Below are 26,226 nucleotides of genomic sequence, written 5' to 3'. Positions count from 1 at the left end.
GAGGAAATACCCTTTAATTATTACATCTCTATAGACCTTTGCTCCCCCACTGGGGCTGGCGGCAGTGCCAGTGGAGCTTCAACCTCATGCTGTTCTTTCCGTCGTCGTGCAAACAACTTGAGACTTACGATATGAAACAGGGTTAGCGGACGCAACCGGAGAGCCCAGGCTTCATGATTGTCCGGAGCCATGAGTACGCCAAGTTGATGATGCTCGCCTTCATAGATCGCCCGTTGCATGAACTTGCTCTCTCCCTGATGATTGCGTACCTCCAGCTTGCAAAAGGCCGGATTCATGCGCAAGGCGCGATGTAATTGCTCAGGCGAATGCACCAACACGCCATTCACCTTGTACAGGGTCTCCCCTGCTTCAATCCCCAGGTCTTCCGCAGGACTATCGGGAATGACACCCAGCACCTTCAAGCCGTGTTCAGGGTGAACAAACAGCGGGCTGCGGTTTTGTTCTTCGAAGCCACTGTACCACACCAGGAACTCATGCCCAATGAAAGCAGCCAAGGCTGCGACAATCATGAGTGGAGACCACCACGCAGCCAGGAGGCTGAGCATTAACAGCCCTGTCCCATATAACAGCAATCGCTTTGCGGAGATCTGAACTTTTTTCCCTGGGAGCATACTTTGAGTAACCTCTCCGAATCCCAACATAATCGGTAGCGCAACCAGCATGTAGCCATTTCCTCCGCTGATCAGGGCGGTCCATGGCAATGTGGCCCCGCCCGTAACCGGAACAAGAATCAGTAACGGAATCGGCCAGAAATGCTGCAACTGGTACCCTCCAACGAGCTTGCCGCGTTTACCTTCAAAGAGCAAAGGCGATGCCATGGATACCCCCTGCATACGTACCATCAGTGCTTCACCGATATGTAGTACAGCTGCGAGCACAAGAAGTGCAGGCATGTCCAGTGCACGTAATGCTTCAGTGACAGTTCCCATCCATCCTGCAGGCTGCCAGCCCGAAGCCATATTTAAACCAAACTGCAACACGCCAAGCAAACCTACAGCATAAGCAAAACATAAGTACCGGATACGGAATAATGCCAGGAATAACGTTGCTGCCCATATACAGATCAAGCTGCCCAGTGTAAGATGTGCCCCGAGAAACAGCGACACGACTGAGACCATTACACCGATCAGAATACCCCCGAGCACTGCACGAATGGTCTGTGTTATCGAGCTATGCAGACGAACGTGGAACAATTTACGTTCCTGCAAGAGTTGGCGATGATAAACGAGAGCAATCAAGATTACCGCAATATAATAAAACGGCTGAATAAACAACTGCAACAATGCTTCTCCTAATGTGGTCAACCATGGCCAAGCCCATTCCATTGTGGACGGTCACCCCTCTCCTTCAGCCGGTTCAGAAAAAAAGAAGGCTGAAAATCAGCCTTCTTTATGGTTTCGACACAGCGGACGAAATATCCTTTGAGACATTTTCGATCGCGCGCTTCAGCTGTGCATCATATTGAGGATTGGCAATGCGTTCAATCAGAGCCGCTTCCAGTGATTCCGCGGTTTTCTCGTCAATCTGGCCTGTTGCCTGTATGCCTTTCTGCTTCTGGAATGCTTTGACCGCTTCTTCTGTCTTCTGGTCATAGTATCCGTCCACACGATCCGGCTTGAAGTCAAGTCCTCTCAGCATGGTCTGCGCACTTTTCACATCCGTGCTATTGCTGTCGTATTTCAAAGGTAATTTTTCTTTATTAATTGGTGCCACTGAGAAATAATCCGGCTGATCTACTGCAATATCAGGTTTGATGCCTTTTTCATGAATCCAGTCTCCATTCGGAGTCAGCCATTTCGCGATGGTAATCTTCAGCAAGCTGCCATCACCCATCTGCTTATCATAACTCGTCTGTACGGTTCCTTTACCAAAGGAGTTTTCTCCAACCAGCGTTGCGCCTGCCGACTGTTGCAATGCACCAGCCAAAATTTCCGACGCACTCGCGCTTCCCTTGTTCATCAAAACTGTAATTGGGTATGATTTACCTGATCCGTTCGATTTGCTTTGTTCCTTTTTACCGTTCTTGTCTTCGACTTGAACAATAACCTTGCCTTTGGGAACAAATTGTTCTGCAATATCAATAACGACCTGCAATACACCACCCGGGTCATTACGAACATCAATGACCAAGCCCTTCATGTTCTGCTTCTCCAGCTTCGCCAGTTCTTCCTTAAAGCGATCTCCTGTGTTCAGCGAGAATTGGGTGATTGTAATAACACCAACACCGTTATCCTCCATGTGGGCGTACACCGTCTCCAGATCAATGTCATCACGCACAATGACGAATTCAATCAGCTCGGAAGATCCAGCACGTTTGACCTGCACCTTCGCTTCACTGCCTTTTGGACCTCTGATTTTGTTAACGGCTTTGTTTAATTCCAAACCTTGCAGGGATTCACCATTCACGGACATGATCATGTCTTTCGCGCGAATACCCGCTTTCTCGGCAGGCGATCCTTTGATCGGTGATACCACTACGACATTTCCGTCCTGCGAGGATACCTCTGCACCGATTCCGGTAAATGAACCTTCAATCGATTCCTCAAACTGGGCCGCTGTTTCCTGCCCCATATAATTGGAGTACGGATCACCAAGGGATTCCATCATACCGTTGATCGCACCATCAATCAGTTTGGTTCGATCCACATTTTTATAATAGTTGCTTGAGATCAAATCCATCGCGGTTTCAATCTTCTTCAAATCGTTCTTCTGCTGCGAACTGCCAGTAACGCTGGCGAGCAGTCCTTCACCTGGTGTCGTCTGTGCCAGGCCAGGGGAGCTCATCAGTGCCAGCGTAAGCAGGCTACCCCCGAGAAGGGCTACAATGACAAGCAGCAGGGCCGATCTTTTCTTCATCATCCGTTTGTCACCGCCTTTAGTATTGAAGCGTGTCAAATTCAATTGTTCTGTGAATCATTCCCTGAACATGCCAGCTTAGTATATGCCTAGCTTGTACGGAATATGTTTGTTCCATTCCAACTGTTGGCTAAAAACTACAAATAGTTGAATGGATTCACTGCTGTTCCATTATCACGTACTTCAAAATGCAAATGCGGTCCAGTGGAGTTGCCTGTATTGCCTGATTCAGCAATGATATCGCCACGGCTTACCGTATCTCCCTTGCTGACCTTAAATCCGCCTTCACGCAAATGACCGTAAAGCGTCCATAATCCGCCTCCGTGGTCAACAATGACGGTGTAACCATACCCGGTATACCATTCAGCCATAATGACGATTCCGCCAGAAGCGGCATGAACGGACGTTCCTTGAGCAACAGCAAAGTCTACACCTGCATGCAATTTACCTACTTCACCCGTGATCGGGTGAATACGAGGTCCGAACCCGGAAGATACTCGCGCACCCGATACAGGCATCCCAAAGATGCCGTTACCACTGGAGTATGAAGTGCTGCTGCTACTGTTTGAGCTGACCTTGGTCGGCGCCTTCGCAGCTGCCGCCGCACGTGCTGCAGCTGCTGCTTTTGCTTTGGCAGCCGCGGCCGCTTGCTGTTCACGCAATTTATTTTTCTCTTGCAAAAGGGCTGAACGCTTGCTGGCAATCTGCATCAATACGTCTTCCTGTTCTTGCGTCAACTCTTCTGACTCTTCAATTTTAGCATCATAGGAAGCGAGAAGCACTTGCTTCTCCTGTTCCTTCTCATTCAATTGGGACTTGCGCTGTTTCTTCTGCGCGTACAGACTCTTGGCTTCTGCATATTGCACATCCAGTTCTGCCTTTTTGTCCACGACGAGCTGCTTGTCCTTTTTGTGTTCATCCAGCAGATGCTGATCCTGATCCACAATCGTTTTCAGTGAATCGGCACGAGTCAGGAAATCAGAGAAGCTTGTTGAAGTTAATAATACGTCGAGATAAGAAACGGCACCATCCGTATACATCAGACGTACACGTGATTCCAGCAGTTTCTCCCGCGCTACAATGCGATCTTCCGCCGCTTCCAGATCTTTTTTCGTTGTCCGGAGATCCTCTTCCGTATTTTCAATCTGCAAGGATACGTTTGCCAGCTCATCACTAACCACATTGATCTGCTCCATGACTACTTTCAAGTAAGCATTGGTCTTGTTCTTGTAATGCTGGGCTTCCTTTTTGTTGCTGGCAGCCTTTTGCTGCTCTTTTTTGGCCGAAGCCGCCTTACTCTCCAGTTGCTGAATCTGCTGATCAATGTCGCTAATGCTACTCTTGGCATATCCGTCAGAAGGTTGAAGCGTCATACCGACCAATAACGTTAAGGCCAGCAGCGAAGCTGTTTTTTTCAAAATGTGATCCCCCATCCTATGAATTCACAAGAAAGCAACCTGCACAGGTGGTGAACAGCATGTTCTTTGCTTTCTTTACACTAAAGACTCCGTCTTTACTACATATCGTCAAACAGCGTTCATATGTGAACCTGCTTTGCCATTCTTTTTCGATTAAACGTTAAGAGATTTGCGGATGGACAATGTACTTCCCAAAATACCAACCAGCACACCGAGTCCGATCAACAGTGTTCCAAACAGCAGCCAAATATCGCCGAGCGGAATCAGATTAAGCATCTGCATAAATACATCCTGACCAATTGTGGCCATCAGACGGCTGTAGCCGAAGAACAGTACCGCTACCGTAATCGCCGAACCGATCAGTCCAATCAATGCCCCTTCGATAAAGAAAGGCCAACGAATGAAGGTGTTGGTTGCTCCAACCAGCTTCATGATGCCGATCTCCCGGCGACGGGCCAGAATCGTTACGCGAATCGTATTCGAGATCAGGAACATGGACATCAGACCCAGTCCCCCGACAAAAATAAATCCGATATTCCGGACAAGCTTCGTAAATTTGAACAACACTTCCACCGTTTCCTTGCCGTAGTTCACTTTCATGATCGGCTTCTCCGGGTGTTTATCGTTCAATGCTTCGATTTTTTGCGCCACAAAAGTGACGGTTTCCGGTTCAATGACCTCTACTTCAATCGTCTCCGGCAGTGGATTGTTATCCACATCGAAACCGCTCAGCACATTGTCTGCACTTTCTCCTAGACGTTCACGGAACTCCTTGAGTCCTTCTTCTTTGGAGACAAAACGAATTTCGCTCACCTCAGGCATGGCACTGATTTCCTGCTCCAGCGTGTTACGCAAGTTCTCATCCACGTTCAGTTCGAGATACGTACTGATCTCGACCTGGCTATCCACCTGATTGGCCATGGCATTGACATTGAGCACCAGCAGCATGAACACACCCAGAATGAACAGTGACACGATAATGGACATGATGGAGGCCACGGACATCCAGCCGTTGCGGAATACGTTTTTGAATCCCTCCCGCACGTGACGCAAGAGAGTACTAAAATTCATAACCGTATTCCCCTCTCATCTGATCCCGTACAATTTGTCCCCGTTCAATCGCGATAACCCGTTTACGCATTGTATTAACGATATCTTTGTTGTGGGTCGCCATTACAATGGTTGTCCCGCGAAAATTAATTTCATCCAGCAGCTGCATAATGCCCCATGACGTCTCCGGATCAAGGTTCCCCGTAGGCTCGTCCGCAATAATAACAGACGGATTGTTCACGATGGCACGTGCGATGGCTATACGCTGCTGTTCCCCACCCGATAACTGCGAAGGTTCACGGTTCGCCTTGCTGCGCAGTCCTACCAGATCAAGCACTTCCATCACTCGTTTCTTGATGTGACGCTTCGGCGCTTCAATAACTTCCATAGCAAATGCCACATTCTCAAATGCGGTCATGCGTGGCAGCAGTCGAAAATCCTGGAACACCACGCCGATATTCCGGCGTACATAAGGAATTTTGCGTGGCTTTAACTTTCCGATATTAAATCCGTTAATGGATATTTGTCCTTTGGTCGGAACTTCTTCCCTGTACATTAATTTCATAAATGTCGATTTGCCTGCGCCGGACGGACCGACGATATAGACAAATTCATTGCGGTCGATCTTCACCGACACCCCTTGTAATGCGTGGGTACCATTGGCGTAGGTCTTCCACACGTCCTGCATTTCTATCACATCATCACTTCCCGTTGCATAGTTAGCCATTATCATTTCGACACAATCCCGGCATTTCCTTTAAAAAGACCTGAATTTCATCAGGGAAAATCCATTTCGCCCCTTTTTCGATGGTGAAGCATGGATTCATATGAATTTTATTGTAACAAATTTGTTACCTTTTGAGTACCCGAAAGTTTTCCATCATTGGATCATATATATGGAAAGTGTTACGAAATGCGGAACAACAGAAGTACAAAGGAGCGTACGGATATGAAAAAAATACATTTGACGGTCATTGTTCTGTTCTCAATCCTCTTGATCGGTTCGGCGTCCTACGGATTGCTGTATATGTACGTGAACCAGCCTGCTCTACCAGAAGGTGTACGTGTTGGAGAGTGGTCGGTTGAGGGTGTGAATCGCAAGGAGGTTCCACTGGCACTGGATGAACGATTAAAACAAATGGAGGCGTGGCCGATCACCCTGGAGGTTGAAGATCCTGCACCAAAAACGATGACGTTCACCGCCGCCCAGACAGGCGCAAGTTACAGCGCTGACGACTTCCGGACTGCTGTGCAGCAACTGGATGAAGGCAATCTGTGGGAGCGCGCTTACGCCCGATATCATTTCATTAAGGAGTGGTCCCTGAAGCTGACGTATAATTCAAAATCATTGCAAGAACAACTTAATCCTGCCTGGGAAAAAGAAACCTTCGGTACACCCGCGAACGCTGTTCGCCGCATTACCGCAAGTGACAAAGTTCAATACATCCCGGAAAAGGGCGTCAGCCGGATCGCCTGGGATGAACTTGCGAGCCTGATGCAGGCTAAACTGCACCGGGATTTCGCTCCACTGGACCATGATGCGAAGCCAAACCCGCTGTTGATTCAGCTGCCATTGCATACGCTACAACCCGAAGTGACTCTCGATTCGCTGCGCCAAGAGGGGATTGACCGGAAGATCATTCAGTTCTCCACTGGTCTTGGAAACAGCAGTGCAGGCCGGATACATAACGTCAGCGCAGCAGCGCAAGCCGTTAACGGCATGATTTTGCCGCCAAATGGTACTTTTGATTATGAGAAGGTCATTCGCAAGGCGGAGGAAGACTACGGTTTCCGGGAAGCCCCAGTCATCGTGAATGGGCAGCTAACCCCTGGTATTGGGGGCGGCATCTGTCAGGTATCGAGCACAGTCTATAACGCAGCCCTGTTAACTGGACTGGACATTGTAGAACGTCGCAATCACTCCCTGCCCGTCAAATATTTGCCGAAGGGGCTGGATGCCACGTTTGCCTCAGGTTCCATTAATTTTCGGTTCAAAAACAACACCGGCAAGTCCCTGCTCATTCATGCCAAAGTGGAGGGTGGAAGTTTAACGGTCAAATTTTTCGGCACCTTCCCGGAGAACGTCAGTTATGCACTGGAATCCCGTACAATTGAGACGCTAAGTGTTCCCGTTAAATATGTATTGAGCAATGTGCTGCCTGACGGTGCCCAGCAGGTGCTTCAGAACGGTCAGCCCGGATATATTGTGGAGACGCAGCGCACCAAAAAGGTGGATGGCAAAGTCGTTGAATCCAAGACCATTACACGTGACACGTACAAAGCCCAGAATCGCCTGATTGCCCGCTCTGGTCATACTAACCTGCCTGATCCAAAGGAGCCTTCTGTCGTAGAGGATGGGATCAGCGACACGAAGCAGCCTTAATCCTTCTTCCACTTGAGTACACATTACACATGGATAGGCTCAACTCAGCGAAATAAACAACAAATACAAAAAGACACATCTCCCGTTCCCATACTGGGCTCCTGAGAGATGTGTCTTTGGTTTGTTTTTCAGATTCATATGGTGTATCGATCAGATCAGACCTTTTTAATGTCCGCCTGTGTACTCTCCCTGCTCTTCGCCTATAACCATCTTCTCCTTACCCATGAAGAAAGCAGCAATCAACGCGAGTGCAGCCGGGATCGCAGCCCAGGCAAAGAGCTGCACGATGGATGAAGACAACGCGTGCGTAATGGCATCCAGCACCTGAGGCGGAATCGCCTTTCTCAGCTCTGGTGACAGCAATGCATGTGGATCGCTCAGATCCACTCCCTGAGGCACGCCGCCAGCCGGAGCACCCGCGCCACCCGCTTCCGCCGCTGATCCAGCGAGGGCATCATTCATTTTACGCGTAAATACCTGGCTCTGCACGATACCAAAGATGGTAATGCCCATTGTCATCCCCAGTGAACGCAAGAAGTTAAGCGTAGAGCTCGCTGCTCCGCGTCTTTGCGGTTCAAACGCGTTCATGGCTGCGTTGCTGAGTACCGAGAATGACGCTCCGACACCGAGACCAACCATCACCATGAATATACGTATCGTCCATAGAGACGAACTTTCATCCAGCGTTGTCAGCAATCCAAGACCAACCACCAGCAAGGCCAGCGTAGGGATCATAATGTTGCGGTATTTGATCTTGGTCATCAGTACCCCACCCAAGGAAGCCGTCACAACGGACCCCAGCATCATGGGCAATAACACGAGACCAGAGTTTGTCGCTTTGCCACCAAGAACACCCTGAATGAAGATTGGAATGTACACGGATGCTGTAATAAACGCCGCACCACTGAACATGCCAATGACGTTACTGGACCAGTACACCCGGTTGCGGAACATGCCGAACGAGATGATGGGTTCCTTGGCTCTCGTTTCTGCAAACAGGAATAACAGCGCAAGTACAACAAATCCAGCGAAAAGGCCAATAATCTGCCATGAGCCCCAGGCAAAAGTCTTACCACCCAGTTCAAGCCCGAAGATGAGACAGACCACCGCACCAATCAGTGTGATTGCACCCAGCCAGTCAATCTGTTGGGATTGATGCTGATGAGATTCCTTGTAGAAGAATGCAATAAACACAAACGCGATCAGACCAAGTGGCAGGTTGATATAAAATACCCATTCCCATGTCGCATACTGCGTAATGTAAGCACCCAGCAGTGGACCAAATACGCTGGACAAGCCGAACACAGCTCCGAACAAACCGCCCAATTTGCCCCGTGATTCTGGTGCGACCACATCAAACATGATCGTAAAGGCAATCGGTACCAGTGCACCTGCACCAATACCCTGAATGGCTCTGTACATCGTCAGCTCGACGATTGTTGTTGCCGTTCCACATAATGCGGATCCAAGCATAAATACCAGTATTCCAAAAACAAAAAACTTCTTCCGTCCGTACATATCGGATAACTTACCGAAGATTGGCATACCCGCCATCTCGGCTACCATATACGCAGAAGTAACCCATACGAACTTGTCGAGCCCACCCAGCTTCCCGACAATGTCGCCCATAGCTGTTGCCACGATGGTATTGTCCATCGAAGCCATCAGTATGCTCAGCAGCAGCCCTGCCAGCACCAATCCAATATTATTTTTACGTGTAGCCATTGTACTCAATCTCTCCCATTCACATCCGATTCATATGACTGAATTAGTATATCCGAAAAGTTACGGTGGATAATCAGTCCAAGGACCGATTGCTTTGCACCAAAACTTCCGATTGCGGATGAATTTGCAGAGAAGAGCGGTATTCCACTGTACCAATTCGGCAACCTGGGCCAATTTTTATTTTATCCCCTCGAACAACCTCCGCCTCTGTGTACTCCAATTCAATATCGTCGCCTTCGATCATTTCTGTCTTGAGAATCGACTTCTGGCCCGAAAATATACCTTCGAACAGTTTGCCTTTACCGCTCTTCACTGAAATGATGGAGCCACCCATTTCCCTGACCTCAGATGGACCCATGATTTTGAGTGTCATTTGTTCAGCGCTGAGCATACCCGCTATCGTAAAACGGCCATTCAGCTTTATATCCTCCACCTGACAGTCGCCTGATACATGAAGTTCGCCTACCACTTTCATGTGTTCAGCTTTTGCATACAGGTTAGAAGCATAACGGCCCTCCCGATCTTCATTGTCAGTAGCAGCCCGTTCTTTCAGGGTAAGGGTTCCCGTAATTTTGATGTCGGTTGATTCAAGAGATCCATATATAACCGATGTACCGGTGCATTTGAATTGATCACAAAGCAGATTGTCGTTAAATGAGGAATCTCCTACTACTTTGACCTTGCCATACACACCGCCAGAAGAGCTGCCGTCACCGATAATGCTAATGTCATGTTTTTTATCCATTGAACTCGCAAAATTGTTATTCAAGCCGATCACATCCCCTTCGCTCCAAATCAAAATTAAATTCGCTGACTGCTGCCAACCTTAGCATCTGGATCAATCTCTAGTTCACCCGAATATTCAACCAACCTGATGTTACAGCCGCGACCGATATGAACCTTGTTGCCACGAACAATGTCAGCCTCGGTATCTTCCAGCACGATTTCATCCCCCTCAATCAAAGATGTCTTAAATGAAGGGGTACCGCCCAGACCAATACTTTTCCAGAAACCAGTCTGTTCCTTACGACGAATATCAATGCGTTCCCCGCCGATCTCTTTGGCCGAAGAGGATGTATGCAGCCTGATCTCTACCGTTCCCGCATTCAGGAAGCCACTAATTTTAATATTGCCCTGTACGTTCAAGGACTCGCATTGTACATCGCCTTCAATATCAATCACGCCGCCAATATCGATCCGTTCCCCATCTACCCGACCGCGCACGGTACACTTCCCGTTCACTTCGAGCTCAGGGCTTTGGAGGTCTCCATTAATGGTTGTCAAACCATCCACACGAACACGAGAACTGTTCAAGGGGCCGTTCAGCGTGCACATACCATTGATCGTTGCAGTTTCTGCGCTCAGAGCCCCGTGCATCTTCAATGTCCCATTCACACTCAGAGAGGTACAGTCCAGGTTACCGTTTACCTTAGCCATGCCATCAATGGATACCCGGTGAAAATTCCCGCCTGCCGTTTGGCTCATGCCCGCTACGTTCAGATCATTGCGCAAATTACGTTCCTCCATATATGATCCACTCCTTATCCCAATTTGAGTTTTAGCTCTTCCATAAACGTCCCCATCGACTGCCTGAAAACCACCTTCACACCATTATAAAAATAAAGCTCCGTCCCTGCCGTTATCAGCATGAATAAAGGGATACCCATCTTGCGAATAAGCACCAGTTCGCTTGGTTTGCCAGTGAAACGATAATAATGCTCGGACATGACATCGATCAGTAACGTACCCTCCTGTCGGGTAATATCTCCGCTCATTAGTAGCTTATCGAGTACATAAAGCATCATGATCTGCTCCAAAGCATACAACGGCCGCTCCCGACCTGCTTCTTTCAACAGCTCAAGCGAAATGTTCGAAACAATGTTTCGCTCCAATAGCTGCTGAGCGGACATTTCCACTTCACCCAATGTTGGTGAAAACACGTCTGCCAGTTCATCCAGCGACAATCCGTCTTTCATATTGAGAATCTTGTCAATCCGTAATAAAATCTGTTGCTTTGGAAAAAAAGTCTCTTGTCCCGTATAGGACGATTTCCGAATAAACCATTCCTCCGGAATGAGATTTTTCCGCTTCCAGCGATATAACTGGCCGTAGGAGATGCCCGTCAGGTCCAGCAATTCTTTTTTGGAGATCAAATCATCCGTCATATATGGCCCCCCTTTATGTTGAAAACATCGTAACATAACATTGTTACGTTGTAAAGAAGGTGAAATCATATTGGTGAATTTCTTATTATTGCAATGAAAAGACTTTGCGTATAACCTGTTTATTATAGACACTATGGAACCATTATAGATTCAGATCCCAGCCTATTGGATCGGGTCAGAACACATCATTAATGGACTTATGAAAGGGGTTTCTCCTATACATGGCACTTATTAAGTGTGACTTCTATTCTGACACGCTTGGTCTAAACACCAGCATGCATGTCATCCTGCCACAACAAACCCATAATCAAATTGGCATGGAGAACGTATCCGACCAGGGATTACATCCCACACTGTATCTGCTGCACGGTCTGTCGGATGATGATTCCATCTGGCTGCGCCGTACATCCATCGAACGATATGTTGCGGACCTCGGTATTGCCGTTGTGATGCCTCAGGTACATCGCAGCTTCTATACGGATATGGCAGAAGGTGGACGCTACTGGACGTTCATTAGCGAAGAGCTACCTGCACTCGCGCGTTCCTTCTTCCCGCTATCTCACCAACGTGAAGACAACTATGTTGCCGGATTGTCCATGGGTGGCTACGGGGCATTCAAGCTTGCGCTTCGGAAACCGGATCAATACGCTGCCGCGGCAAGTTTGTCGGGAGCGCTCGACATGGTAGCGCATATGGATAACCGAATCGTTAAAGCAGTGAGTGATGCTGAATTCAAACGTATTTTCGGACCAAAAATTGAAGGCTCGGAGAATGATCTACTGCATCTGCTGGAGGAAAGCAAAGTCATTCAGGGCCCAAAACCTTTGCTCTACCAATGCTGTGGGACAGAAGATTTCCTGTATGAAGAGAATCAAGCATTCCGTCAGGCTTGTGCACAGACCGATTTCCAGCTGACGTACGAGGAAGAACCAGGTGGACATGACTGGGGATATTGGGACGAGAAGATTCAGAATGTGCTGAAATGGTTGCCTTTGCGCGAACGTGACTAGGTTCAATCTAAAATATATGAATGCACAAAAAAAGCAGGCCTGAGAAAAAATCTCTCTGGCCTGCTTTTTTTGCTTTATATCCTTTTATACTATTATCGGTATCTGTAGCATTAACCTCGATTGGTGATCCATTGCTCTGTAATTTCCAGCACCTTTTCACTACGTCCAATCGCCTCAGCCACCTGGTTCGAAGCTGTTCCGCCGTACACATTACGAGCATTTACAACCGCTTCTGGTTGCAGCACGTCGTAAATACGCTCATCGAACAGCGGGGAGAATTGACGGAATTCATCGATGGTCAGATCCAGCAGATACTTACCGTTCTGGATACAATACAACACCGTTTTACCAATAACCTCATGTGCCTGACGGAAAGGCAAACCTTCACCCACGAGGAAGTCCGCAATATCCGTAGCGTTCGAGAAATCCTGATTAACCGCTTGACGCATCCGTCCTTTGTTGACCGTCATCGTTGCGATCATCGGTGCGAACAATTGAAGTGCACCCTCCAGCGTCGCTACAGTGTCAAACATGCCTTCCTTGTCTTCCTGCATGTCCTTGTTGTATGCGAGCGGAAGAGATTTCAGTACGGTCAGCAAACCGATCAGGTTGCCGTACACACGTCCTGTTTTACCACGAACGAGTTCCGGAACGTCTGGATTTTTCTTCTGTGGCATAATACTGCTGCCCGTGCAGAATGCATCGTCCAGTTCAACAAAACCAAACTCCGTGCTGCTCCACAGGACCAACTCTTCGCTCAGACGGGACAAGTGAGTCATGATCAGCGAAGCTGCTGCCAGGAACTCCACGATAAAGTCACGGTCACTGACTGCGTCCAGACTGTTCTCGTACACACCGTCGAAGCCGAGTTGTTCCGCCACAAAATGACGGTCAATCGGGAACGTTGTGCCTGCAAGCGCACCTGCACCCAGCGGCAAGACGTTAATGCGTTTGTAGCTGTCCATAAGACGCTCCGCATCCCGTTGGAACATTGATACATATGCCATCAGGTGATGGGCGAACAGAATCGGTTGTGCACGTTGAAGATGTGTATATCCCGGTACAATCGTATCGAGGTTATCTTTGGCTTGTCCGATCAGCGCTTCCTGCAACGAGTGCAGCATGCCAACGAATCCAACCACGCGCTCACGCAAGTACAAGTGCATATCCGTTGCTACCTGATCATTCCGGCTGCGTCCTGTATGTAATTTGCCGCCTACAGGGCCGATGGTATCGATCAGGTTTTTCTCGATGTTCATGTGGATATCTTCATCCGATACGGAGAATTCGACTTCGCCTGCACGGATTTTATGCAGAACAGTGATCAGGCCTTCCTTGATCGTTTCTACATCCTCCGCCGGCAGAATGCCGCATTTGCCCAGCATCGTTACATGTGCCAGACTTCCTTGAATATCTTCCTCGGCCAACGCTTTGTCAAAGTTGATTGACGCTGTGTATTCCTCGACCAGGTGATTGGTTTGTTTTGTAAAACGTCCTCCCCACAGCTTGCTCACAGTGAGTACTCCCCTTTCGCTCATGGACAAAGCCGCTCCTGCCAGATGTGCAAGAACGGCCCGCCTTGTCAGTTATAATCGTGATGCTCTATATACATGATGAAATTAGTTTTTGTTTTGCTCCACACCGGAATTTACTTTCAAACGCAATGCATTTAGGCGGATAAAGCCCGTTGCATCCCCTTGATCGTATGCTTGCGTTGGATCAGCTTCCATTGTGGCAATGTCCGGGTTGTACAGGCTGACAGGGCTTTTCACACCCGCACCAATGATGTTGCCTTTATACAGTTTCACACGAACGGTACCTGTTACATTTTTCTGGCTTTCGGTCACCAGTGCTTGCAGCGCCAAACGTTCCGGCGCGAACCAGAAACCGTTGTAAACGAGTGTGCTGTAACGCGTAATGAGGCTGTCACGCAGGTTCATGACTTCGCGGTCCATTGTAATGGATTCCATTTTGCGGTGTGCAGTGAACAAGATTGTTCCACCTGGCGTCTCGTATACGCCACGGCTCTTCATGCCGACAAAGCGGTTCTCAACCATGTCCACACGGCCGATACCATGTTTGCCACCCAGCTCGTTCAGTTGTTCCATCACTTGCAGTGGGCTCAAACGTTCACCATTCAGAGCAACACAGTTACCTTGTTCGAATCCAAGCACAACATATTCCGCTTGATCCGGCGCATCTTCAGGCGCACTGCTGAGCAAGAACATGTCTTTGTTCTCGTCTGTACTTGGATCGAACCAAGGATCTTCCAGCACACCACTCTCATAGCTGATATGCAGCAGGTTACGGTCTGTGGAGTACGGTTTAGCCGCCGATGCGGTTACCGGAATGCCGTGTTTTTCAGCGTAAGCGATCATCTCCGCACGTCCCGGGAACTGGTTGCGGAATTCTTCCAGACGCCAAGGTGCGATCACTTGGATGTCTGGTGTCAGCGCAGCTGCGTTCAACTCAAAGCGAACCTGGTCATTCCCTTTACCCGTAGCGCCGTGAGCAATCGCAGTAGCGCCTTCTGCACGAGCGATATCGACCATACGTTTTGCGATCAGCGGACGTGCGATACTTGTACCAAGAAGGTATTGTCCTTCATAAAGGGCACCTGCCTGGAACATTGGATAGATGAAATCTTTGGCGAACTCGTCGCGCAGATCGTCGATGTATACTTTGGAAGCGCCTGTAGCGAGTGCTTTTTCCTCAAGGCCGTCCAGTTCATCCTTTTGTCCGATATCCGCCGTAAATGCGATAATTTCCGCATCATATGTTTCTTTCAACCATTTCAAAATTACAGATGTGTCCAACCCGCCAGAATAAGCGAGTACGATTTTTTCCTTAGCCATGTTCAATGGTCCTCCCCAAGTTCAGTTGCGATAAGTTAAACAGGGTGTATGTTTCAGTTTAACTTATTAAGATTTTATATTTAATCTATCATCGCGAAATCTGCGCCTAAAATCAACCCATTCAGGCAAACAGCGTCTATTCGCTCATTAACGCAGCCATCAATGCTTTCTGCGCATGCAGCCGGTTCTCCGCCTGATCAAAGATCAGGGAGTTTGGACCGTCAATAACTCCAGCACTCACTTCTTCTCCACGGTGAGCTGGCAGGCAGTGCAGGAACATGTAATCCGGCTTGGCGCCTTTCATCAGTTCCTCATCCACCTGATACGCAGCAAATGCTTGTTCACGAATCTTCTGTTCCTCTTCAAAACCCATGCTCGCCCATACATCCGTATACACGATATCTGCATCTTTCACTGCTTCCTGTGCACTGTATGTTACAGTCACCTGTGAGCCGCTCTCCTGTGCAATGCTGCGCGCCTGCTCTACAACTGCGCTGTCAGGCTCATATCCTTCCGGAGTCGCTACCGCAACATGCATACCCATCTTCGCTGCACCAAGCATAAGGGAATGCGCCATGTTATTGCCGTCTCCGACATAAGCCATTTTCAGACCTTCCAGCTTTCCTTTGTGCTCCAATACGGTTTGGAAGTCTGCGAGTACCTGGCATGGATGTGCTGCATCGCTCAAGCCATTAATAACCGGAACATCCGCATGTTGTGCCAGTTCAGTCACATTATGGTGTCCAAAGGTCCGAATCATGATGCCATCCAGGTAACGTGACAGGACTTTAGCTGTATCATGTGTCGTTTCCCCGCGACCAAGTTGGATATCGTTTTTGCTCAAGAAGAGCGCGTGTCCGCCCAGTTGGAACATGCCGACTTCAAAGGATACACGTGTACGCGTAGATGATTTTTCAAAAATGAGTCCAATCGTTTTGCCTTGGAGTGGTTGATACGGCACGCCGTTTTTTTGTTTGCCTTTAATCTCAATCGCCAGATCGAGCAAATAGCGAATTTCCTCCGCTGTATAATCTGTAAATTCAATAAAATCACGGCCTCTAAGATCGACCTTCTGGACCTTCTCCGTCTGTTGTGCTTGTGTCATGTTCATTTTGTCCTCCTTATTTCCGGTTCCCTGCACCCGCATGGGCAGAAGAGTGTAGAAAGTTGAGATTTTACCATTCGGCTGCTCACTTTCATCTTCCGCTAATTTACCGCGCGGCTACAGGGATTCATCATTTTGTTCCGCTTCGAGGCCCGTAAAGGCCCCGAGTCAGAAAGGTTCCTGCATTTTGCAGGGGGAAAACCGATTATAGTTAGATGGGAGAACGTACCATTCATCTCGTTGACCTCACCCTAAAAGTATTGCTTGTATACATCCTTATTAGGCGTTCTTCGCCGCCACATGCTCTTCATCAATCAACGTAGCCACCAAGGATACCGCCTCATCGATTTCTTCCTTGCTCACATACAAGTTTGGAAGCAGACGAATGACATTCGGTCCTGCGGATACAAAGAGAATGCCTCGCTTCTGACCAGCAAGCACGATGTCACCTACCGCTTCAGCACATTCGATTCCAACAAGTAGACCCATCCCCCGAACTTCTTTCACAAATGAGTTGCCTACCAGACGCTCCCGCAGAGAGTTCATCAGGTATTCGCCCATTTCAGCTGCACGCTCTGGCAATTGATCTTCGAGCATCGTTTCAATCGTTGCAATGACAACCGAGGAAGCAAGCGGTGTACCACCAAACGTCGTTGCATGGCTGCCCGCAGTAAACGCATCTTTCAGATAACCTTTACCCAGCATCGCACCTACAGGGAATCCACTGCCGATACCTTTAGCTACCGTGAAAATGTCCGGTTCAATGCCATAATGCTCATGCGCGAACAGTTTGCCTGTACGTCCCATCCCCGTCTGCACTTCGTCTACAATCAACAGCAGTCCATGCTCTTCACACAGTTTCCGAACGTGGTGGACAAACTCCGGTTTGACCGGATGCACACCACCCTCGGCTTGCACCATCTCCAGCATAATTGCTGCTGTATTGGGTCCGATCGCCGCTTCGAGAGCCGCTGTATCATGCAATGGTACGGTTACGAATCCGGCTGGCAATGGCAAAAATCCTTCTTTCACCTTATCCTGTCCAGTTGCTGTCAAAGTTGCGAGTGTCCGTCCATGGAAGGATTGGGCAAATGTAATGACTTCGTACCGACCTGTGCCTTTTACCTTCTGGTGATAGCGACGAGCCAGTTTGATTGCCGCTTCATTCGCTTCTGCACCACTGTTACAAAAGAACACAGCGTCTGCACACGTATTTGCTGTCAACAAAGCCGCTGCTTTTTCCTGACCCGGAATCTGGAACAGGTTGGATACATGCCACAGCTCATCAATCTGAGCTTTCAGCTTGGCTCCGACTTTCTCCGGTGCATGGCCCAGACTCGTTACAGCCAACCCGCACATGAAATCAAGATAACGATTGCCCTGATCATCCCATAGCCAGCTGCCTTTACCCTTGACCAGACTGATTGGATAACGTGCATACGTTTGGAAAAGAGAGCTTTCCGTTTGTGCCGCTGCACCTGTTGCTGCTACGCCCGCTACTGCTGTGCCAGAACCTGGCTGTTCATTGCCTTTTGCCATCACCTATCACACTCCTATTCCTTTGTATGAGTACACTGGCAAACCCTATAAGCTAACCCTACTTTCCACAAGGCCACTCCGATTGCAGTACCATCTTCCGACCGCTGTTATCCCCGGATTTTTTCGATCCCTTTAATAGAGGGTAAAATCCGGGGATAAAGGCGGACGCTTCGCTTCTTCAGATTGGTTCTGCACTCTCCGTTATCGTGTCATGTCCAGTTCATCTTATATAAAAAATGCCATGTACATAATGTTGATTTATCTGTAATCACAAGATCGCGCCTTACTGCATACGGATAATTCGGGTTCCGATCGTTTCTCCGCCAAGCACACGGCTCAGGATCTGTGGTTCGCTGCCGTCTACAATGATGACCTCACGCACTTTCCCTTGAATACAGGCGATCGCTGCACGCACCTTTGGAATCATACCGCCATAGATTTCTCCGGTTTGAATCATATCTTCAATCTCCTGTACGGAGACAGTTGCCAATACTTTTTTCTCGCCGCCTGCGGTCTTCATGATGCCAGGAACATCGGTTACTACAATCATCCGGCTAACTCCGAGATGGGAAGCTACCGCACCTGCGGCTGTATCCGCATTGATGTTATAGCGCTGGCCAGATGCATCCACACCAACTGGAGCGATAACTGGCATATAGCCCATATCCACGATACCTTGAATAATCTCTGCGTTAACGCCCGTTACGTCACCTACCCAGCCAATCTCTGCATGGTTGCTAACCGGTTTCGCCTGGATCAAACCACCGTCCACGCCCGACAAACCCAGCGCACGTCCACCAACACGTTGGATAAGGCGTACGATCTGTTTGTTAATACTCCCTGCAAGAACCATCTCCACAACATCCAGCACAGGTTCCGTTGTTTTACGCAATCCGTTCACGAACTCGGTCTCAATGCCCAGCTTCGCTAAATTATCCGAGATCGCCGGGCCGCCGCCATGCACGATGACAGGCTGAGTTCCCTTGGACTGCAAGTCACGCAGATCTGCAAAAAAGGATTCAGGCAATGCCGCCAGTGTGCTGCCTCCACATTTCATAACAAACGTCTGCTTCTCGGCACCTGCCTCAGTTCCGATACTCTCATTTTGCAATGTTGAATTCATGAGGGCACTCCTTTCGTTTAAAAAGTTCTAAAGGGCATAACACTTAATTGATGCGATATTCGATGGCTGACCGTTCCGAATCCGGATCGTTCTTTTGATCGCTGTTGTCTCCAGGTTTTTTCGATTACCCTCTTTGGAGGGTAAAACCCGGAGACAAAGGCGAACGCTTCGCTTCTACAGAATCGATTCCGTCTTCTCCACTGCCTTCGCCAGTTATCAACTACCAAATAAAGTTCAATCCTTATACATTTTCTATATATTTGCGAAACAGCTTCTCATAAGGAAGCTGTTAGCTTCAATAAAATAAATGCGTAATACTTATTACGTGCGGTATGCCGCGTTGATTCGTACATAGTCGTACGTCAGGTCACAGCCCCAAGCTATGGCTGTTCCCTCGCCGTGGTTCAGATCGACCACAATGCGTACGGTATCGGTCTGCAAGTAGGCCAGAGCCACTTCTTCGTCGAATACGACTGGACGGGATTGAGCAAGTACAGAGATCTCTCCCAGACGGATATCAACCGTCTCCGGGTTCACCGGCTGTCCTGCGCGCCCTACAGCTGCAATAATTCGTCCCCAGTTGGCATCAGCGCCAAACATGGCGGATTTCACCAAACTCGATCCAATGACGGTCTTCGCAATGGCTTGCGCGGATTCATCACTTACCGCACCCGTTACCTGTACCTCAACCAGCTTGGTTGCTCCTTCGCCATCGCGCGCAATGGCTTTGGCAAGCACTTCGCACACATAAGTAAATCCGGCAGCAAAAGCTTCCCAATCCGGATGCTCCGTGGTCAGCTCTTCGTTTCCTGCCAGTCCACTGGACATCGCTACAAGCATGTCGTTCGTGCTCGTATCTCCATCCACCGTAATCATGTTGAAAGTATGATTCGTCGCCTGGCGCAGCAGACGCTGCAACGCTTCTGCGCCAATGACCGCATCCGAGGTCATAAAGGCCAGCATGGTTGCCATATTCGGATGAATCATCCCCGATCCCTTGGCAGCACCTGCAATCGTAATCGTTTTGCCGTTCACCTCAACGGCGACGCAGGCTTCTTTTTTCACCAGATCAGTAGTCAAAATAGCTTGGGAAAAATGTTCCGCTTCTTCTGCTTCCTTGCCCAAGCGTGCCGGAAGTCCGCTAATCCCCGAGTGCACAGCGTCCATCTTCAGCAATTCACCAATGACACCTGTGGAAGCGACAGCAACATCCTCTTCCGCTACGCCCAGTTCACGTGCAGTCGCCGTACGCATGGCGTAGGCATCCTCTTCACCCTGTTGTCCGGTACAGGCATTGGCGTTTCCACTGTTCACGATGACTGCCTGAAGGCGCCCATTGCTCAAGCTCTCACGCGTGACTTTCAAAGGTGCTGCCTGGAATACGTTCGTTGTATACACCGCAGCTGCAGTTGCCGGCACGTCACAGCGGATTGCACCGATGTCGTTACGAGATGTTTTTTTCAAACCACAATGCAGTCCGCCAGCAGTAAACCCGCGCGGGGTTACAATCGTTCCGTTCTCAACTATCGTAAAAGCCTGTTGCTCCACATTCGTTCCCATATGTTATCCCCCGTATGCGTTCGGCTGCATGCCGATTATCCGCTTGCTTTGCCTGATCGACCTTCCCCACATGGTTCCGGAATTGCGTCTAGACGCTCTCCCAATAATTCAAAACCTTATGGATATACCGGCGTCATGTTCAGCCCGAGGTTCTCCTCCCATCCCATCATCAGGTTCATATTTTGAATGGCTTGCCCGGATGCACCTTTCACCAGGTTGTCGATAACCGAAATAATCGTCAAACGACCTGTACGAGGATCAGCGGCAAATCCGATATCACAATAGTTCGATCCGTACACTTCCTTCGTTGAAGGCCAGATCCCCGGCTCACGTACGCGCACGAAAGGCCGATTCTCATAATATTTGCGGTACAGATCAACGATTTCGCGGTCACTGTGTTCACCAATTAGATTGGCGTACATCGTACTCATGATCCCACGCGTCATCGGCACCAGCTGCGTTGTGAACGTTACTGTGACTGGAGTTCCAGTGATATTGCCCAGCACTTGCTCGATTTCGGGAATATGCTGATGTTTATTGAGTTTGTATGCTTTGAAATTCTCATTCATTTCTGCATAATGATTCGTCAGACTTGTTCCCCGTCCCGCACCCGACACGCCGGATTTGGCATCAATAATGATACTGGTAGAATCATTCCATCCCGCCTCAACAGCTGGAATCAATCCGAGTAACGTAGCCGTTGGGTAGCAGCCTGGGTTGGAAATAAAGTTCTTGCCCTTCACTTCGTCCCCATACACCTCTGCCATACCGTATACCGCCTGTTCCAACAATGAAGCAGATGGTGCTGGATGTTTATACCACTCTTCATACACCGTTCCATCCTTAAGTCTGAAATCTCCAGACAGATCGATGACCTTAAGACCTGCTTCAAGCAGGCTCGGAACGAGCTTCGCGCTTACACCAGACGGGGTCGCTGTGAACACCAGATCTGCACGACTTGCAATCTCAGCCGGGTCTACACCGTCGAGCGGCCTCAGAATCACGTCCGTCAAATGCGGGAATCCATCTGCGATGGACTCACCACTGCTGGATGAAGAGATTACTGAAGTAATTTCAACCTGCGGATGGTTCTGGAAAAAACGAATCAGCTCCACCCCGCCGTAGCCGGTGGAACCGACGATTGCCACTTTTAATTTGTTATTCACTCTCGCTCCCCCAATCTCGTTGTATGCGCTACTTATACTGTATTGATATCCCTATGAGGCATTCATACAGCAATTCCGTCGCTTCTATGCATATTTGTGTATTATTATACGACTCTAGTTATATAAATACAACACTCTACCATCAATTTAACACGAATAATGTTGTATCCCGAACATATCTTTCCAACATCTGCGGACGAACCCGTATACTTCTGCTAAAATACGTATTATAGGAAACATTACAACCAGGGTCTAATTCATATTCAATCTACACGAGAGAAGGGTTTATGAATGGATTCATGATGGTCATTATGAGACATGGGGGACTACAGTGCATATCGAATCCATTTTACTTGTTGTACTCTTGGGCCTGAATATTATTTTCGCAGCAGCGGTCGTTTTCTTCGAACGAAAGGATGCGAGTGCATCCTGGGCTTGGCTGCTCGTCTTGAACTTTATTCCGGTGTTCGGGTTTGTACTCTATCTATTAACAGGGCAAAATCTGACGCGCTACCGGCTTTTCCAGTGGAAAGAGCGCAAGAAGCTCGGGCTTGAAGAACGCATTGCTGCCCAGCTTAATCAACTGCAAGACAACCGAACACCCTTTCGTAATCAAGCAACAGAGAGTAGTCAGGACATGATCTATATGAACCTGAAGCAGAACGACGCTCTGTTGACCGAAGACAATGCGGTCGAAATTATCACGGACGGGACAGACAAATTCCAGCGGTTGCTCGATGATATCGAGGCAGCGCAGGATCATGTTCATGTGCAATACTACATTTATAGAGGTGACCGACTCGGTAAAAGAATCCGGGATGCACTCATCCGCAAAGCGAAGGAAGGCGTCAAAGTTCGTCTGCTATATGACGCACTCGGCTCACGGCGGGTATCCAAACGCTTTTTCAAAGAATTGCGCGAAGCAGGCGGTTTGGTTGAAGTCTTTTTCCCATCCAAATTCAGTCTGATCAACCTGCGTATGAATTACCGAAATCATCGTAAAATCGTCATCATTGATGGCAACCTTGGATATACAGGCGGGTTTAATGTAGGGGATGAATATCTCGGCTTGAATTCCAAGTTCGGTTACTGGCGCGATACTCATTTGCGTATTCAAGGGAACGCTGTTCATGCACTTCAGACCCGTTTTCTTCTCGATTGGAATGAAGCGTCCAAGCAGCATGATACCCCGTATGTTCCGGCGCATTTCCCTCATATTGAGGGTACAGGAACAACTGCCATGCAGATTGTATCCAGCGGACCGGATGCTGAGACAGAGCACATCAAGAACAGTTATCTAAAAATGATTAATGGAGCCAAACACTCCATTCTGATTCAGACGCCTTATTTTATCCCGGATGCCAGTGTATTCGAAGCCATTCGTCTTGCATGCCTGTCAGGGATCGATGTTCGCATTATGATTCCAAATAAACCGGATCACGCCTTCGTATATTGGGCTACGCTATCTTATATCGGTGAGTTGTTAAAAGTAGGGGCAACCGTATTTATATACGATAACGGCTTTATTCATGCCAAAACGCTCATTATCGACAGTATGGTGGCATCCGTGGGAACCGCTAATATTGATTACCGCAGCTTCCGTCTGAACTTTGAGGTGAATGCATTTATGTATGATGAAGCGATTGCGACTACTCTTGTGCAGACATTTGAGCATGATCTTCTTGTATCCCGTGAGATGACGCTTGATGAATACAATAAACGCAGTGTGAAGATCAAATTTAAAGAAGCGATTTCTCGTCTGCTGTCTCCCATTCTGTAGATACATTAGTTATAGTAGATACAGTAAGGAGTACAGTGATTTTCGTTTCAAAAGTCAAAACAAAAAGCAGGTACTTCCCTTCCAGCCATGTCTGGTGGAGGAGTACCTGCTTTTTTTAGATCATATCTTTACTTGCTTAAAGTTAAACGAAAGACCTCTACACTGATCTCCGTTATCAAGTGAATGTTAAGTTCAATTATAGAGTGCCCTACTCGCTGTACCTTACAATTCCCCACGCTTAAAGCCTTCACCCAGTACTTCATGCGCATTGCTAATAATGACAAAAGCCCCAGGGTCCACGGACCGAATTAAAGCTTTTAGTCTCGGCACCTCATTCTGTCCAACGACCACCATTAGTACGGTTCGCTGATCGTCGGTGTAGCCACCTTTTGCCTCCAGCTTCGTCAATCCGCGATCCAGATCATCCAAAATCACCTTCGTAATCGGTTCGGTCTGGTTGGAAATAATGTAAGCTACCTTCGAGTAACCAAGCCCCATCTCGACAGCATCAATAACTTTTCCGGTAACGTATAACCCAATCAAAGCAAAGAGGGACTGTTCCAATGACAGTACAAAGGCAGCCATAATAATGACCGTAGCATCCATCATCACGACGCAAAGAGAGTAACTCAGCCCACTGTACTTTTGCACGATTCTGGCGAGGATACTCATACCTCCTGTTGAACCTCTCCCCCGATAGACGATCCCAATTCCGAGACCAACCCCAATTCCTCCATAGAGTGAACCGAGCAGTGGATTCGTTGTTGGAACAGCCCAGTCTTTCGTGAGAAATACCAACAGAGGAAGTACTATACTGCCGAGTACAGAACGTATACCATACTGCTTGCCAATCAGGAGAAAACCCGCGATCAGAAGCGGAATATTAATAGCCCACTGGGTGAATGCCGGTTCAAGCCCCAGCCATTGTTTGCCCAATATCGATAACCCGGATACCCCACCTGAAGCAATCTGGTTCGGAAGTAAAAATAAATTAAAGGCCACGGCGATCAAAAACGAACCTAATATGATGGATACGGTATCTACAACGTTTCTCCATGGGCCGTTCAGGGGAATGAGGGTAGTTAACCTCTTTTTGCGATTATTTTGTAACTGCTGTTGCTGTTGCATGTCATCGTGCTCTCCTTTTTTTTGTATATATGCTCAAAAAAAAGCCCCTATATACACCAGCATACGTCTACACGTATCAGGTCTATACAGGAACTTTTGATTAATCGGTATCTACTTTAATCTGGCTGCGCAAATAACCATCGATGAATCCATCGAGGTCGCCATCCATTACTGCACCAGTGTTTCCCGTCTCTACGCTCGTACGGTGATCCTTTACCATACTATAGGGATGGAACACATAGGAGCGAATCTGGCTACCCCACGCAATTTCCGACTGTTCCCCTCGGATTTCGTCCAGATGCTGTTTTTGTTCTTCTATTTTACGCTCATACAATTTCGAACGGAGCATCGTCATCGCCCGCTCACGGTTCTTGATCTGTGAACGTTCATTCTGACACGTTACCACCACACCTGTTGGAAGGTGAGTAATCCGTACGGCTGAGTCGGTGGTGTTGATATGCTGTCCACCTGCGCCACTCGCACGGTACGTATCGATCTTGAGATCTTCTGTTCGAATGTCCAATTCAATCGTGTCATCAATCTCAGGAACCACATCACAGGATACGAAGGAAGTATGCCTACGTCCAGAGGAGTCAAAAGGTGATATCCGCACCAATCGGTGGACACCCTTTTCGGCTTTCAGATACCCATAAGCGTTATGCCCCTTGATGGATAACGTGACACTCTTGATTCCTGCTTCATCTCCTGCCAGATAATCCAGCACCTCAACCTTGAAGCCACGCTTCTCGGCCCAGCGCGTGTACATCCGCATCAGCATCTGTCCCCAGTCCTGTGATTCGGTACCACCAGCACCCGGGTGAAGCTCCAGAATCGCATTCATCTTGTCATACGGCTGATTCAGGAGAAGCTGAAGTTCGAACTCACCTACCTTGCTCACGATGGCTGTTACACTGTTGCCGATCTCCACGGCCAGGTCATCATCGCCTTCTTCGTCGGCCAGCTCTGCCATCATCACCGCATCGTCATAATCCTGCTGCAACTTGGTGTATTGGTCCACAGAGCCCTTCACTGCGTTCAGCTCGGCAATTAAGGCTTGTGCCTTATCATTATCATCCCAGAAATCCGGGGCGGACATCTTCACTTCGAAGTTCTCAATCATCTCTTGCTTAAGATCTAAGTCAAAGAGACCCCCTAAGATTTGTTAGTTTCTTGCCTATTTCACGCAGGTCCTGCTTCACGCTTGGATCGATCATGTGCAATTCCTCTTTTCATTAAGATAAGCTCCCCGCATCCAGGGCATTCCTCCAGATCAAGTATCAGATGCTTCACCTTGGAGCCTAGGTTACCTATATATCGGCAATCCTCTTCTCCATGATCATGG

Annotated in this window: 21 protein-coding genes; 3 read left to right on the top strand and 18 right to left on the bottom strand. The window is 48.4% G+C overall.

Annotated elements, in window-relative coordinates:
- Nucleotides 1-20: 20 nt before the first annotated feature.
- The 5 genes from AMS66_RS04010 to ftsE form a co-directional block, all read right to left on the bottom strand.
- Entirely contained in the window at nt 21-1,346 is a 1,326-nt protein-coding gene (locus AMS66_RS04010) for a PDZ domain-containing protein (protein ID WP_053779559.1), read from the bottom strand.
- A gap of 64 nt (nt 1,347-1,410) precedes the next feature.
- The gene (locus AMS66_RS04005) at nt 1,411-2,880 is read right to left on the bottom strand and encodes a S41 family peptidase (RefSeq protein WP_053779558.1); all 1,470 of its coding nucleotides are present in this window, start codon (nt 2,878-2,880) and stop codon (nt 1,411-1,413) included.
- A gap of 134 nt (nt 2,881-3,014) precedes the next feature.
- On the bottom strand, nt 3,015-4,295 hold the full coding sequence (locus tag AMS66_RS04000; RefSeq protein WP_053779557.1) for a murein hydrolase activator EnvC family protein: 1,281 nt from the start codon (nt 4,293-4,295) through the stop codon (nt 3,015-3,017).
- Nucleotides 4,296-4,448: 153 nt separating this feature from the next.
- Nucleotides 4,449-5,366, bottom strand: coding sequence for a permease-like cell division protein FtsX (ftsX, locus tag AMS66_RS03995; RefSeq protein WP_053779556.1), 918 nt, complete (start codon nt 5,364-5,366; stop codon nt 4,449-4,451).
- Nucleotides 5,356-6,042: a cell division ATP-binding protein FtsE gene (gene ftsE, locus AMS66_RS03990; RefSeq protein WP_024631580.1), complete on the bottom strand. Its 687-nt coding sequence runs from the start codon at nt 6,040-6,042 to the stop codon at nt 5,356-5,358. The genes ftsX and ftsE overlap by 11 nt, the downstream gene beginning before the upstream one ends.
- Nucleotides 6,043-6,294: 252 nt before the next feature.
- Here ftsE and AMS66_RS03985 point away from each other — a divergent pair, with 252 nt between their 5' ends.
- Nucleotides 6,295-7,728 carry a VanW family protein gene (locus tag AMS66_RS03985; protein ID WP_053779555.1) on the top strand — a complete coding sequence of 478 codons (1,434 nt, stop codon included), beginning with the start codon at nt 6,295-6,297 and terminating at the stop codon, nt 7,726-7,728.
- Between the two features lie 165 nt (nt 7,729-7,893).
- Here AMS66_RS03985 and AMS66_RS03980 read toward each other — a convergent pair whose 3' ends face one another.
- The 4 genes from AMS66_RS03980 to AMS66_RS03965 all read right to left on the bottom strand — a co-directional run bounded on the left by AMS66_RS03980 (nt 7,894) and on the right by AMS66_RS03965 (nt 11,618).
- Nucleotides 7,894-9,453: an MDR family MFS transporter gene (locus tag AMS66_RS03980; RefSeq protein WP_053779554.1), complete on the bottom strand. Its 1,560-nt coding sequence runs from the start codon at nt 9,451-9,453 to the stop codon at nt 7,894-7,896.
- Between the two features lie 73 nt (nt 9,454-9,526).
- On the bottom strand, nt 9,527-10,198 hold the full coding sequence (locus AMS66_RS03975) for a hypothetical protein (RefSeq protein WP_201782141.1): 672 nt from the start codon (nt 10,196-10,198) through the stop codon (nt 9,527-9,529).
- Between the two features lie 56 nt (nt 10,199-10,254).
- Nucleotides 10,255-10,980, bottom strand: a complete 726-nt coding sequence (locus tag AMS66_RS03970) for a polymer-forming cytoskeletal protein (protein ID WP_053779552.1) — start codon at nt 10,978-10,980, stop codon at nt 10,255-10,257.
- Between the two features lie 14 nt (nt 10,981-10,994).
- Nucleotides 10,995-11,618, bottom strand: coding sequence for a YhbD family protein (locus AMS66_RS03965; RefSeq protein ID WP_053779551.1), 624 nt, complete (start codon nt 11,616-11,618; stop codon nt 10,995-10,997).
- Between the two features lie 221 nt (nt 11,619-11,839).
- Between AMS66_RS03965 and AMS66_RS03960 the strand changes: the two genes are divergently transcribed.
- Entirely contained in the window at nt 11,840-12,628 is a 789-nt protein-coding gene (locus AMS66_RS03960) for an alpha/beta hydrolase (protein ID WP_053779550.1), read from the top strand.
- A 110-nt stretch (nt 12,629-12,738) separates the two neighbouring features.
- Here AMS66_RS03960 and argH read toward each other — a convergent pair whose 3' ends face one another.
- The 7 genes from argH to argC form a co-directional block, all read right to left on the bottom strand.
- Nucleotides 12,739-14,142 carry an argininosuccinate lyase gene (argH, locus tag AMS66_RS03955; RefSeq protein ID WP_053779582.1) on the bottom strand — a complete coding sequence of 468 codons (1,404 nt, stop codon included), beginning with the start codon at nt 14,140-14,142 and terminating at the stop codon, nt 12,739-12,741.
- A 105-nt stretch (nt 14,143-14,247) separates the two neighbouring features.
- Entirely contained in the window at nt 14,248-15,483 is a 1,236-nt protein-coding gene (locus AMS66_RS03950) for an argininosuccinate synthase (protein WP_053779549.1), read from the bottom strand.
- Between the two features lie 136 nt (nt 15,484-15,619).
- Nucleotides 15,620-16,588 (bottom strand): ornithine carbamoyltransferase, encoded by a 969-nt coding sequence (gene argF / locus AMS66_RS03945; RefSeq protein ID WP_053779581.1) that lies wholly within the window; start codon nt 16,586-16,588, stop codon nt 15,620-15,622.
- Between the two features lie 279 nt (nt 16,589-16,867).
- A complete protein-coding gene (locus tag AMS66_RS03940) occupies nt 16,868-18,127 on the bottom strand; it encodes an aspartate aminotransferase family protein (RefSeq protein WP_053779548.1) in 1,260 nt (419 codons plus the stop codon).
- A 283-nt stretch (nt 18,128-18,410) separates the two neighbouring features.
- Nucleotides 18,411-19,250, bottom strand: coding sequence for an acetylglutamate kinase (argB, locus tag AMS66_RS03935; RefSeq protein WP_053779547.1), 840 nt, complete (start codon nt 19,248-19,250; stop codon nt 18,411-18,413).
- A 321-nt stretch (nt 19,251-19,571) separates the two neighbouring features.
- On the bottom strand, nt 19,572-20,810 hold the full coding sequence (gene argJ, locus AMS66_RS03930) for a bifunctional glutamate N-acetyltransferase/amino-acid acetyltransferase ArgJ (RefSeq protein WP_053779546.1): 1,239 nt from the start codon (nt 20,808-20,810) through the stop codon (nt 19,572-19,574).
- A gap of 116 nt (nt 20,811-20,926) precedes the next feature.
- Nucleotides 20,927-21,976: an N-acetyl-gamma-glutamyl-phosphate reductase gene (argC, locus tag AMS66_RS03925; RefSeq protein ID WP_053779545.1), complete on the bottom strand. Its 1,050-nt coding sequence runs from the start codon at nt 21,974-21,976 to the stop codon at nt 20,927-20,929.
- A gap of 331 nt (nt 21,977-22,307) precedes the next feature.
- Here argC and cls point away from each other — a divergent pair, with 331 nt between their 5' ends.
- Nucleotides 22,308-23,756: a cardiolipin synthase gene (cls, locus tag AMS66_RS03920; RefSeq protein WP_053779544.1), complete on the top strand. Its 1,449-nt coding sequence runs from the start codon at nt 22,308-22,310 to the stop codon at nt 23,754-23,756.
- Nucleotides 23,757-23,978: 222 nt separating this feature from the next.
- Here cls and AMS66_RS03915 read toward each other — a convergent pair whose 3' ends face one another.
- Both AMS66_RS03915 and prfB read right to left on the bottom strand, forming a co-directional pair.
- On the bottom strand, nt 23,979-24,884 hold the full coding sequence (locus AMS66_RS03915; protein ID WP_053779543.1) for a YitT family protein: 906 nt from the start codon (nt 24,882-24,884) through the stop codon (nt 23,979-23,981).
- Between the two features lie 100 nt (nt 24,885-24,984).
- Nucleotides 24,985-26,098, bottom strand: a protein-coding gene (gene prfB / locus AMS66_RS03910; RefSeq protein ID WP_144424405.1) for a peptide chain release factor 2 whose coding sequence is annotated in 2 segments (ribosomal slippage) — nt 24,985-26,025 and nt 26,027-26,098 — 1,113 coding nt in all. Because the reading frame shifts where the segments join, the coding sequence is not laid out codon by codon here.
- Nucleotides 26,099-26,226: the final 128 nt, after the last annotated feature.

Origin of the sequence: Paenibacillus xylanivorans (assembly GCF_001280595.1) — a bacterium.
GTDB lineage: Bacteria > Bacillota > Bacilli > Paenibacillales > Paenibacillaceae > Paenibacillus > Paenibacillus xylanivorans.
Note: the sequence above shows the minus strand (reverse complement) of the source record. Positions and strands in the feature narration are given on the sequence as shown.